Source organism: Flavobacterium sp. MR2016-29, from assembly GCF_015350695.1.
GTDB lineage: Bacteria > Bacteroidota > Bacteroidia > Flavobacteriales > Flavobacteriaceae > Flavobacterium.
The window spans coordinates 887460-900148 of the sequence record NZ_JADKPU010000001.1 but is presented as its reverse complement, the minus strand read 5'-3'; the positions used below and the strand labels follow the sequence as shown (position 1 = coordinate 900148).

General features: G+C 31.9%; 14 protein-coding genes. All 14 read left to right on the top strand.

All coding sequences use genetic code 11. From position 1 onward, the window contains the following. The first annotated feature begins 32 nt into the window (after positions 1–32). The 14 genes from IR010_RS04115 (at position 33) to IR010_RS04050 (ending at position 12688) form a co-directional block, all read left to right on the top strand. Positions 33–482 (top strand): hypothetical protein, encoded by a 450-nt coding sequence (locus IR010_RS04115; protein WP_194566889.1) that lies wholly within the window; start codon positions 33–35, stop codon positions 480–482. A gap of 17 nt (positions 483–499) precedes the next feature. Then, on the top strand, positions 500–1867 hold the full coding sequence (locus tag IR010_RS04110) for a DUF5458 family protein (RefSeq protein ID WP_194601811.1): 1368 nt from the start codon (positions 500–502) through the stop codon (positions 1865–1867). A 92-nt stretch (positions 1868–1959) separates the two neighbouring features. Then, positions 1960–2478: a hypothetical protein gene (locus tag IR010_RS04105; RefSeq protein ID WP_194601808.1), complete on the top strand. Its 519-nt coding sequence runs from the start codon at positions 1960–1962 to the stop codon at positions 2476–2478. 59 nt (positions 2479–2537) lie between these two features. Further along, complete coding sequence (locus tag IR010_RS04100; protein ID WP_194601806.1) at positions 2538–3251, top strand: hypothetical protein; 714 nt, start codon at positions 2538–2540, stop codon at positions 3249–3251. 5 nt (positions 3252–3256) lie between these two features. Beyond that, positions 3257–3688, top strand: coding sequence for a GPW/gp25 family protein (locus IR010_RS04095; protein WP_194566886.1), 432 nt, complete (start codon positions 3257–3259; stop codon positions 3686–3688). 146 nt (positions 3689–3834) lie between these two features. Further along, positions 3835–4221: a type VI secretion system tube protein TssD gene (gene tssD / locus IR010_RS04090; RefSeq protein WP_194601804.1), complete on the top strand. Its 387-nt coding sequence runs from the start codon at positions 3835–3837 to the stop codon at positions 4219–4221. A gap of 137 nt (positions 4222–4358) precedes the next feature. Continuing rightward, positions 4359–4751 carry a type VI secretion system tube protein TssD gene (tssD, locus tag IR010_RS04085; RefSeq protein WP_194566885.1) on the top strand — a complete coding sequence of 131 codons (393 nt, stop codon included), beginning with the start codon at positions 4359–4361 and terminating at the stop codon, positions 4749–4751. An 18-nt stretch (positions 4752–4769) separates the two neighbouring features. Then, positions 4770–6623 (top strand): type VI secretion system Vgr family protein, encoded by a 1854-nt coding sequence (locus tag IR010_RS04080; protein WP_194601802.1) that lies wholly within the window; start codon positions 4770–4772, stop codon positions 6621–6623. Positions 6624–6631: 8 nt separating this feature from the next. Then, the gene (locus IR010_RS04075; protein WP_194566881.1) at positions 6632–6805 is read left to right on the top strand and encodes a hypothetical protein; all 174 of its coding nucleotides are present in this window, start codon (positions 6632–6634) and stop codon (positions 6803–6805) included. Next, a complete protein-coding gene (locus IR010_RS04070) occupies positions 6805–7896 on the top strand; it encodes a DUF2931 family protein (RefSeq protein ID WP_194601799.1) in 1092 nt (363 codons plus the stop codon). The genes IR010_RS04075 and IR010_RS04070 overlap by 1 nt, the downstream gene beginning before the upstream one ends. A gap of 1 nt (position 7897) precedes the next feature. After that, positions 7898–9295, top strand: coding sequence for a T6SS phospholipase effector Tle1-like catalytic domain-containing protein (locus IR010_RS04065; RefSeq protein ID WP_194601795.1), 1398 nt, complete (start codon positions 7898–7900; stop codon positions 9293–9295). Positions 9296–9368: 73 nt separating this feature from the next. Further along, positions 9369–10388 carry a DUF2931 family protein gene (locus IR010_RS04060; RefSeq protein WP_255526309.1) on the top strand — a complete coding sequence of 340 codons (1020 nt, stop codon included), beginning with the start codon at positions 9369–9371 and terminating at the stop codon, positions 10386–10388. Positions 10389–10458: 70 nt separating this feature from the next. Then, on the top strand, positions 10459–10794 hold the full coding sequence (locus tag IR010_RS04055; protein ID WP_194601789.1) for a hypothetical protein: 336 nt from the start codon (positions 10459–10461) through the stop codon (positions 10792–10794). A gap of 37 nt (positions 10795–10831) precedes the next feature. After that, the gene (locus tag IR010_RS04050; RefSeq protein ID WP_194601786.1) at positions 10832–12688 is read left to right on the top strand and encodes a type VI secretion system baseplate subunit TssF; all 1857 of its coding nucleotides are present in this window, start codon (positions 10832–10834) and stop codon (positions 12686–12688) included. The last annotated feature ends 1 nt before the right edge of the window (position 12689 follow it).

Below are 12689 nucleotides of genomic sequence, written 5' to 3'. Positions count from 1 at the left end.
AATAAAAATAATAACCATTAAAATTTAAAATTATGTTGTCAAACTATGGAATTGGAGGAAATGAAGTAAAACTGGATGCAGATGAAGCGATCAGTGCAATACCTCAAAACAGAACACTTGTAGCTCAAAAATTAACGGTTGATGCACCTATTAAGCCAGAATTGGTTGAGGGAATTACAAATATCGAAAAAGCGTTTGAGCATTTTAAACCAGAAGTAAAAGTGAATTTCGAAAATGCTGATGGAGCAACAAAAGTAGAAGCCTTAAAATTTAAAAATTTAGGAGACTTCGGCGTAAAAGGAATTACCGCACAAAGCAGTTTTCTATCTGATCTTGAAACAGAAAAAGACCAATATCAAAAAATCATTCGTCAATTAAAATCAAATAAAATCTTGAAAGCAGCTTTGGAAGATGGCGAAGCAAAGAAAGCACTGCTGGAAAGTTTGGGAACATTAATTAACGAATTGAAAGAAAATAAATAATACTAAAATAAAAAGATATGTCAAACAAACAAGTACATCAAAATGATGCAGATACAGCAGTTTTAGAACGTAAAATATCTGGTGTCTCTATTGAAAAAAATGTAGAAAAACTGGCTAAATATGGAGGATTCGATTTGCTGGAAATGTCTATTGAAGGCATTCAAAATCTTAATCCAGAAAGAAAAGCAAGAAGAAAAATATTTCTTGGAGAAGTAAACAAAACCAAAGAAAGAGAAACACTAAAAAAGACTTTAGAATTATGGTCTTCGATTTTAAGCAACAATGAAGCTCTGACAGATATGGTTGCGCAATGCGAAGATAAATGCAAAGAATCTGAAGTATTATTAAAAAAGAACCTTGCAAAAGCTGTTCAAGACACCAGAGAAATTGAAGCGGCTTACAGAACCGTTGCATTGTTTTTCAAAAACACAGAAACAGATAAAGTTAAAAATGTTACCATCGTAAATGCAGATATTGAGCAGTTAAAAGACCTTGATAATACTCGTTTTATTGATGCAATTCATTCTGAATTAGTTGATAATTACGATCGTTTGGATCTTAAAAACAACTACGGAATTTTAGTTATTCCAGGATATTTGGGTTCCAATAAAGTGATTGAGAAATGGGCAAAAATCGCACACGAAAATAAAGTAATGCTGGTTACAGATTTTGAACACCTTGATGAACCAGATGATGTTATGGAAATGTTCGATGCTGCCTCTTTAACTGGAGGAGATGTTTATCGTTCCAACGTAATTATGACTTGCAACTGGCTGGTTGGGCGCGGTAGATTTGATCAGATTGGTGAAAACGAAGATTTGCATATTGCACCATCGGCAGCGTTGGCAGGAAAAATTTATAAAACTTTGATGTCTCAGGTTACGGCAGGTAAAAAATTTGGTGGAATCAACGAAGTTGACGGCGTAAAATTTGACCTTAAGAAAAGTGAGATTGCTAATTTGGAAAACCTTGGTTTAGTGCCAATGGTAAACGAGTACGGAAAAGTAATGGCTTTCTCTGCAAAAACATTATTTAGCGGCGATAACCTTGGTCTTCAAACGTATTCTGTTGTTCGTGTTTTTGATTATGTGACAAAAGTATTAATGGATTTCCTTAATCGTCGTGCCTTCGAAAACTTCACTGCAAAAACTCGTAAAGAAATTATGAATCAGATAGTTGCTTTCCTTGACGGAATCACTGGACCGGATAAACTTATCGAGAATTTTGAGATCAGAAGATTTGAGCAGGATCCAATTCAAAAAGATAGAATTTACATGGATATTCACATGAAGCCTTATTTTCCAGCTAAAAACTTCCTTATAAAAATGGATGGACATAAAGGAGATGACGGAACAGAATGGGATACAGATTACGAACAAAAGTAATACTTAAATGATGATAAAAGGAAACACATTTTGTGTTTCCTTTTTAAACAAAACATTGATCTTTTGAATGATCAAACCAAATAATTCAATTCATGAAAGCACTTAAAATTTTATTTTTTGTCCTATTATTTTCTAATTCAATTTCGGCACAACAAATAAATCCAATTGATACTTTATACTGTCCTGTTTCGCAAAATGAATTATTGCTTGATAAAAAGAATTTTGCAAGTGCCCCGCCAATATTACTCCGCGTATTTAATGAAGATTATGAATATGCCGTTTTACAGCTTGGAAAGCGAAAACGAAAAATATACTTATACTTCAAAATTTTTACAGATAATGTATGCGTAAAGCAAAAACAGCCATTGGAGCTTTATTTTAAATCGGGAGAATTATATATATTAAAAAATTCATTTGCAGTTAATTGTGACGGAACAGCAGCCTTACAATTAAGAAGAAAGGATATAAAAAAAATAATGGCTAATAACATCAACTCGATAAAATTTTTCACACTAAAAAGAGACTATGAATTTAGTCCGAATGGAGCAGATAATCAGAATTTAAAAGAATATTTAAACTGTTTGAAGTTGTATAAAATTAAAAAGCGCTAACATTTTATAAGTCTATTTAAATTGATATTGAATTTTGTAATTATAAATTTTGAACAAACATGGCTATACCAGAATTAAATCTTTCATTAAGTCTTACCGATAACAACGGTTCTGTTTTTTATGCCGGCAGTGGAGAAGGAGAGGTTATCGTGAGAACAGATTCGGCTTTAAAACAGCATACTATTGATATTGTAATTTCTGAAAAACAAATTGGAACGGTCCATTTGAAAACAAATTTAGGTTCTGCTTCAATTCCTAGTGAAATTGAAGTGCCAACTTACCAAATGATAGTTACGGATAGTAAAACAAATGAAAAAGAAATGTATTTGGTAACACGCGATACTTACTTTTTTAAAGAACAATCATCAAAAAAAGGACTATGGAGTTTTTTGGGACTAAATTTTTTAGCAGCTAAAAATTTTATTTTCGACAACACTTCATTCGAACCATTAACAGAAGCTATAGAAAGTTTTGACATTTCTAAATACAGGAAATTAAATCACGATGAATTAACCTATACTTTTCAAAAACGCGAACAGCAAATTCAAATTTATGCAGGTGACATTAACAATCTTGAAATTAAAGATGGAACAAGTTACTTTTTAATTGTGGACGAAAAAAAAGGCCAGCGTTTTATTGGTGATATTTTGTACCGAGAGAAATTTTTAAAACTTACTCCAAAAGTCAACCTTCATATCGTAAAAAGAAAAATGGTTACCAAGACCATTGAAACAAACAAGCAAGGTCAGACACAAAAACTAATTTACATTTAACTTGCATGAAAGGAGCTTTTTATAAACTGCCAATAGATTTTAATGCTATAATTCAAAAGAAAGAACTCGAAAAAACTTCGATTGAACATTCTATTGCACAGCAGGTAATTTTACTGGCCACAACTACTTTTGGCGAATGCAAATTCGACGAAACCTTTGGATCAAAAATCTGGGAAATTGATTTTGATTTACTGATGAACGAAAATACCTTAAAAGAAACTATTTCAAAAACAATGAAACAGTCGCTGCTTTTACATGAAAACAGAATTAAGGTAAACGAATTAAAAGTCGAATTATCAGAAACCCAATATTTCGTTGATAATGTAAGCAGATCTAAAAAAAGAGTAGACATCATTATTACAGCTACTATAAAAAGCACCAATAGAACCTTTGATTTTAGGGGATATTTTTTCGTAGGACCTTTATCTTATAAATAATTTTTTCTTAATAATCTTTAATATGAACCCTATATCACTGTTTTGTAAAAATTGTAAGTTTTATTTTGTAAAAAATATTTAATTGTAAGAAAATAATTATATATTTACAGTATGATTAAATAAATTAATAACTAAAATTTTTCATTATGTCGTTTTTAACATCATTGACAGTTGCAGGTAAAGATTACAAAGTACTTAACGTAAGCTACGATTTAGCTCAGGAAACAGATTCTTCTGGGCGTCCGTCGACAGTAACACGTGGAGGAAGAATCATGATTGAAGTGGAATCAACTGGAAGTACAGAATTATTCGAATGGATGACTAATAATTTCGAAAGAAAAGACGGGTCGGTAAAATTCATTAAACGTGATTCTAACGCTACATTAAAAGAGTTGAAATTTACTGAAGCTTACATGGTTAAGTACAAAGAAAACTTTGATCATAACAGTGACAACCCGTTAACGGAAACTTTTATGATTTCTGCCCGTAAAATTTCGATGGGTGGAGGTGAGTTTGATAATGCCTGGGTATAATATTTAGGACTTTATCAAACTTGATTAAGCTTGAAAACTATTAAAGGAAGTCCAGTAACTAGGGCTTCCTTTTTTATTAAAACGATGTTCTAAAACATCTTTAACCAAACGCTTTTAACAATCAAAAATATATAGGAATGAGTTTCTTAGCAAAATTAGAATTAGACAATGAAGTTTTTAATGTTTTAGAATTTGATATTCTCTTTACACAAAATGTTGATAATAACGGGAAGCCGGCTAATAAAACCAAAGGCGGACAAATTAAACTGGTAGTTGAAAGTACACAGACAGATTTATTTTCTGATTGGATGGTTTCGCAGACAAGCGTTAAAGATGGCAAGGTTATTTTTTATCGCCGAGATGCTATGAGTACAATGAAAAATATAACTTTTAAAAAAGGTTATTGCATCTCCTTTCGTAAAAGTTTTAGAAGCGAAGGCGCTGTACCCATGATTACGGAGATTTTGATTACTTCCAATGAAGTCAAAATTGGAAATACAATATTTGAAAACAATTGGAAAAACGGATAAATCTTAAAAATAATCAAGATGGCTTTACAGACTACAACAACAATTAAAATTGGCGAAACCATAATTACAAATTTTTGCAGATTAAAGGTAAATCAGAAAATTCATGACCATCATACTTTTTCTCTGGAAGTACGACAAGATATATTGGTAGACGAATTTAAAAGCGTGATGCCGGTTTCACAGCAATTGTACGGAGAGAAGGTAAGTATCGAAATCAAGCCAATTCCAGATCTTGACGATCTTATGGTAATTACAAACCCAAAGGATTATATCATGCAGTTTTACGGAATTGTGACTAAAGTCAAACTGAGAAAATCCCGTACTAAAGATATGGAAGAGACCCTATTGATAACAGGGAAAAGCAGTTCTATAGTTTTAGAAAACGGACAAGACTGCAATTCTTTTACAGACATGTCTTTAGCCGATATTACAAATAAAGTAAAGTCAGGTTTTGATATTGACATGGATGCTAAACCATTTTACAAAGAAAGTCTGCCGTATACAGTACAGTACAATGAAAGCAGTTTTAGTTTTCTAAACCGTTTGGCAAGGCGTTACGGGCAGTGGTTTTATTATAATGGAAGAACAACAGTTTTTGGAAGCCCAGGAAGTATTGGCGGACAGCCTAAACTAGTATATGGGGTAAACATGCAGGATTTTAGTTATAATATGAAGCTGGTTCCGGCATTGTTTAAGACAATAGAAAATGACAATCGCGAAGGAGATTATTCAGTTGATACGACATTAAATTACAGAAAAGAACTTGATGGATTTCATCAGAATTATATCAATAAATCGAATAAAGTTTTTAGTAAAGAAACAGTCATACAGCTTAATCAAAACGCTGTTGGTGGGTATGGAAGTAAAGCCTCTGGTGAATATACCAAAAATAAAATGCGCTCTCTTATGAGCAGCATGATGCAGGTAAAAGCTTCGAGTGAAGTTCCTGGAATAACGATTGGAAACACAGTGCAGATAAGCGGTGTCGATATGCAGCTTGAAAGCTCTTACAGGGTAACCCAAATTACACATACCTGCGACGACGGAGGCGGATATGAAAATCATTTTACAGCCGTAAACTTCAATGGATCTGTATTTTCTCCCAAAACCAATCCTGATTTAGTACCACACTGCAAAAGCCAGACTGCCGTAGTTATTGCAAACGACGAGCCAGACGGCTTGAGCGGTATAAAAGTACAAATGCCATGGCAGGAAGAAAAAGGAGAAACAACTCCGTTTATCCCTATGGTTCAAACACATGGCGGGGACGGAAAAGGTTTTCACTGGATTCCGGAAATAGGAGAAAAAGTGTTTGTTGATTTTCAAGGAGGAAATGCCGAACTGCCTATTGTCGTTGGAACTATGACAAGCCGAAATGAAAAAAGCAGCTATAGTACACCAAATAATGATTATAAGGTATTGCAAACTAGAAGCGGGAATAGAGCAATTTTAGATGATGCAACTGGTGATATAACAATTGAGAGTCAAAAAGGTAAAACAATAGCTGTTATTCATGGTGATGGTAATATACGATTTAAAGCTCCAAAAAATATTGAGTTTGAAGCAGGAGAGGATTTCACTATTACAGCAGGAAGAAATGTTAAAATAGATGCTAAAGAAAATATTGAGATTGTAGCAGGGAATGATATTCTTCAAGAAGCAAATCACGATATGTATGTAGATGTGCGAGGGAATATTTTAGAACAATCAGATAATAGAACAGAAATAATTGAAAAAGATTTCAAAAGAACTTCTGATATTTCTAATGAAGTTGCTGCCGAAGCTACTCTTTATAGCCATCAAGAAAATATGACAATACAAAGTGGCAAACAAGTCTTAATTAATAGTTCAGAAAAATCCAATCTCTTTTAATTTAAGTTATGGCAATTACAAAGCAGGCAAAAAATATTCAAATAAAAGTGACAGATGCTTATAAATTAACAGTTGGCGAAAAACTGGAGAAAAGTGCCAATAAATTAAATTTTGAAGCGACAAAAGAGAATTTGAATTTAGTTAGTGGAAAAAAAATAATAGCTCACGGCGAAGAAAAGTAATGATAAAAAAAATAAGCATTTTATTGTTTTTTGGAATAATGCTAAGTTCATGTATGGAAAAAAAATATGAATGGTCAGCAGATATATCTGCACCAAGAGAATATCCTATAGAAGTTTATACAGGAGCAGTAGGAGACTATTTCTTTAGCCAAATGGGAGGTTTTACTAATGCTGGTTGGGGAAATGCAGGAAGTGTTGATTTTATAGAAGCGCCACTACCCGATAGCTTCGATATGACATGGCTATCGTATGTTGATAATAAATTTTATACTGGTGAATGGAAACTTCCCACAGAGAAAATAGAAGAACTTTTTGATCTGGGTTTTTATTCTACCGTAGGAGGAAAAGAGGTAATAGAGCCTTACAAATATATAAATATCGGCTTTGCCCCAAAAGGGATGGTAATAGTTTGGGTTGCCGGAAATGGAAAACAAGTTGAAGTAGGCCGATTCCAAGCTCATGAAACAGTTATTGACCCTAGACTTATTAGTGAAGATGAAAAGTATATGTTTAGAAAAGACTATGCTAAAGACAATCTTAATAATGATTTTGTTATCTCAAAAGACCTTAGAGAACAGATTAAACAATACGGTTTTCCACCTCCAGAGGTTTATGAACAGTATCGTGAAAAATACAGTTGGAAGCCAAAAATAATTCTGCCAGAAGGCTGTAAAATAACTTCGTTATACATTAAAATGTGTAATGGAGAAATTGAAGACTCTTTTAATAGACCTATGGAGTTAAAAAAAAGGGCAGTTCCTTATCAGTTTGAAATATACTGGTCAATTGGCAGTGGAAAACAAGAACAACAATTTGTCTCCAGAATCACTTTTACCAAAGATACACAATATTGGGCAAAATATCTTCAAGATGGTGGAGGAGACAATGAAATGCCGGTAGATTTTGATAAAAATGAAATTAGAAGATTGTTTAAAGAGCATATTGATAAAAACAAACCAGCTGAAATAGTCATAAAAATTGACCCTAATGTTGAGTTAAAATCAGAAAGGGTTACAAAGCTCTATGTAGAACAATCAGAAAACCAATATCTTATAAAAGAAAAAGTAACCAGAACAGGTAAATATAATTAAGATGAGTATAGTATTCGGAGATTATACTCCTAGTAAAGAAGATAATAAAGATCTCAATGATGTTTATATAGGTGTGTTCTTTGATGGAACCTCAAATAATAGAAAAAATATAGAAGGTCGCAGGAAAGATCCAATGCTGAAAAATACACTAATGTCTGATAATGATGGTTCAAATACCAGTTATGGAAATGATCATACCAATGTTGACAAGCTTCAAAAAGCATATCCTAAAGACAAAGAAAAACACTATTATTCAATTTATGTAGAAGGAATTGGAACAAAAAATCCTGAAGAAAATGAAGATGGTTCGCTAAGATATTATGGTGACTTTACAAGAGGTCAAGGATACGGTACAGGAGAAACAGGACTTTTTGAAAAAGTTGAAAAAGGTTGTTTTGATATAGTAAAAATATTAAAAAAAGAAGGTGAAAAAAAGATAGACTCATTATATATTGATATTTTTGGTTTTAGTCGTGGCGCAACGGCTGCACGTATTTTTGTTAATGAATTGTATAAAACAAAAAATCCTAAAAACAATGATAGTTACAATTTAGGTTATCTAGGTAAAGCCTTCAAGGAATTGGATTATAAAATAAAACCCCTGCGTATAAAAATTCGATTTTTAGGATTGTATGATACTGTTTCGTCGTATGGAAGTAACGTTTTTGATGATATTACAAAAGACAAACTACCATTGCATATTCCTAATGTGGGCTTCACAGTGCATCTAACTGCAGAAGATGAGCATCGAAAAAAGTTTCCACTTACCAATATTGATAGTGCAGGTTATAATAGTAAAGAATTAATTCTGCCAGGAGTTCATTCTGATATTGGAGGAGGATATAAAAATTTAACTAATGATAACGCAGACGAAGGTGAAATTGTAATTTTAACAGAAACATCCTCTACCATAAAATTTGAAAAGCAGAGAGCATTAGACCATGGCTGGTATCAAGAATATCAACTTGAGGAGCACTCTAAATACTTAAAGGGAACCCGTAAAAAATTAAGCAATGAATATAGCCTCGTAATTTTACATTTGATGGCTGAATTTGGAAAACGGAAATACAATATACCTTGGAATTATAAAAATGTTTTGGATAAAGATTATAAAATTCCATCTCTATTACTGTCTATAAAAAAACGCTTAGATGAATATGCTTTTGAGGGAAAACCTAAAATGACTTTTTTTACTAAAAAAGAATTAGAGGAAAAAGAGAAACGATTAGGTAATAAATCCAACGAGTTAAATTTACAGATAGAAGATCATAGAATGTTGATGAATTTACGTAGAAAATATTTGCATTGCTCGGCTAGTATGGACGGTGCTGGTATGGAGCCTAATAAGAAATATAATTTAATCGATATTGATTGGAAAAGAAAAGTAATATCAGGATAATATGAATAATATTTTAAAATTAGTAATACTAACAATAGTACTAATTATTACATTAAAGTCATGCCAAAACAATATGAAACAAAAAAAATACAGTTGGTCTTCGGCTGTTTGCACGCCAAAAAACTATCCTGCAGAAGTATTTTCGGGACATTTATTATTAAGTAACAAGCCTAAAAGTGGATATGTTTATATGCCGTTTGATGAAGTTATAGATAGTTATAATCTTGGAGATAACACTAATTCAACTTCAGATGAAGCCACAGGAATTCCTCCAAAAATATTAGATATAACATGGATGTCTTATACCGAAAATAAAAGTTACTCAGGAATTTTTAAGCTTGATTCTGATAAAATAGAGGAGCTGATGATAAATGGCAGTGAAAGCCCGTATTGGGATATTAAAACCAAAAAAGTAGGTATAGTCAAGAATTACCTTTTTGTTGTTAACGTTGGATTATTCCCAGGCGGAATGGTAGTTATATATGTATGGAGTCCAGCCAACATGAGTATTATTGGAAGATATCAGGCTTATGAGGATAAAAATGTAGATTGGAAAGTTGCACATCCATTGATGGTTGACAAAGCAGGTTCAGATGAATATGTTGCAGATGTAGTTAATAGATTGCCCCAAGAAATAAAAGACCAAATAAAACAAGGAAAATTGCCTTTTGTGTATTGGGAAACTATTTTTAAAAAATATAATATCATGCCAATGGTTAAATCCGAAGATAAAGTAGAAACTATTGAAATTAATTATATAAATGGGGAGTTTGAATCTATTTTTTTGAGTTTGAATAATAATATCATGCCTGCTAAGGAGCGTGCAGTTCCCAGAAAAATAAATATTGTTTGGCATGATATCAATGATAGAAGAATGGAAACAGATATTTTTTTTGATGAAAAAAAATCAAAAGCAATTTTTGAGAAAATCACAAACAATGAAGTTATCAAATTTATAATAAATATAGATAGAGAAACAAAACCAAGAGAAACTAAAGGGATTAGAATAAAACTAAAAACAGCATCATCTGAAATTGATATGGAAGAAGCAATTGTTTCTCAGGAATCATATACGAAGCCAACTCCGTATTAATTTTTTATTACAAAAAAATATATGAAGATGCAGAATAAAATATCTTCATTGTTTAAAATTTACTACAATCATGAAACTAAATCTCATTTTAATAATAATAATATTCTGCAGCTGTACTAATAATAAATTTTCAGGCAGTGTACGTGATTTTGATACCGATAAACCCATAAAAAATGTATTAGTCAATATTAATGGAAATACAACACAAACAGATAGTTTAGGTTATTTTAATAGCAACGTAAATTGTAATTCGAGCTGTATTTTATACCTAAAAAAAGAAGGTTATGCAGATAAAGAAGTAAATAGAAAACCAGACTCATCAGAAAAAAATGATGATAAAGGAGCAAAGAAGGATATCATTTACATGTTTAAAAAAGATAGTGACTTTTTAAACAAAATCAGATAATTACAAAGTATAAAACCATTTTCGGAATAAAAAAATCATGAGACAAGAACGTATAAAAGACAGGGTGCTAAAAAGAGCTGCACGATCATGGGGATTCTCCGATGTACAGATTGAATCTTCGTTTGATCCTGTAGTAGCCATGATGTTAAATGCATTATCTTATGAACTTGAAAAAGTTGCCAATGAGTTAGAAGATTCTAAAACCCGTGTAGTGGAAAGAGTGCTGGAAATTATGTTTCCTGAAGTTGCATCGGGAGCAAAACCTGCTCGTGCTATTGTACACGCAGTTCCTGTCGAAAACAATATCAAAGTTTCTCTTCAAAACCAGATGACAATTAATAGAAGAATTCATAATCTCTATAATCCGCTGGAACCAATTATGAAAGAAATTACGCTTTCTCCAACCTTAGAAGTAAAATTAGCTTCGTGTGAAGTAAAGTATATTGCTTATGAGAGAAATTTATATACGGTATCCAATCTTTTTTATAAAGAGACTGTAAGAGCTTATGACCATACATTGCCTGCAGGAGAAATTATTTTAGGTATAGAATTAAACGATCAAAATGTTTTAGAATTAGAAGATTTAATGCTTTACATTGATATTAAAAATATCCATCAAAAAGAGATGTTTCACTATTATTTAAAACAGGCAAAATGTTTTCATGATGATATTGAAATTAAGGTTGAAGAAGGGTATAATACTCCTGTAAACAGTCTCGATATTGAAAATATCATCAATCGAAATTATACACATCTGAGTGAAATAATGCAGGAAGTCAATGATTTTTACTTTGATAATTTTTATACCTTAAAAGGAACTCTAAAATATAAGAGTATTAATGAATATTCGGCTGAATATAAGTGTTTTGAGGAAATAACCCAAAATGCTTCAAATCCTATAATCTGGATAAAGATGATTTTTCCAGAATCATTAATTCCGCAAATTATAGATAATATTTCTTTTACGGCAAATTGTTTCCCAGTTATCAATAAAAAAATACATTCTATAAGCAAAAGCTTGGATAATTTCCTGTCTTACGTGATCTTAGAAACAGGCAACAATATTTATCTCGACATAGAGTCGGTCATTGATCCCTTTAACGGCCATTATGAAATCAAAGAGTTCAAAGAAGGGGTAGTAGAAGAAGGAAATGCCGTTTTAAGAGCTGGTGGTGTTTCAAGATTTGACTCAAGAACAGCAGCTCAATTACTCCAAAATTTGCTGGACTTATTAAAAGATGAAACATCCTCATTTTCTGGTCTTGGAAAAGATTTTATGAACAGCTCTTTGGTTCAGATCAATCAATTGCTGGCTTCGGTAGAGCAACAAGCTAAAGAAAGCAGCTTTCTTAAAAATAATGATCCCTATTTAATGATCAAACCTAAATCTGATCAAAATACAGATAATACATTCCAAATAAACTACTGGTCAACCTGCGCAGAAGAGGGAAATGATATTAAAGCAGGAACCGCTTTAGATTGCAAAGATTTATTTTTTATAAGCAATAAAGTTACACTGATGACTAATACCGTAGGAGGCGTAAACAAGCAGAATAATAAGGACAGAATTTTAGCGTACAGAAATGCATTACTAACCCGTGGCAGAATCGTAACTTTTGCTGATATCAAAGCTTTCGGATTTAATCATTTTAAGAATTCGATCAGTGATATTAAAATAGAAAAAGGAACTCGAAAAGAAATTTCTGTAAAAGCAGGTTTTAGCAGAACAGTAGATATTTTCATAAAAACAAAGCCAGAAGAAAAGGAAAATTTGTCAAATTCGGAGTGGGAATATCTATGCGATAGCTTCATGAAAAATCTTAAGAATAGATCTTCAAATGTATTTCCATATCGCTTGTTTATAGATAATTTAAGTAATAAAAGTTTGAATTAAT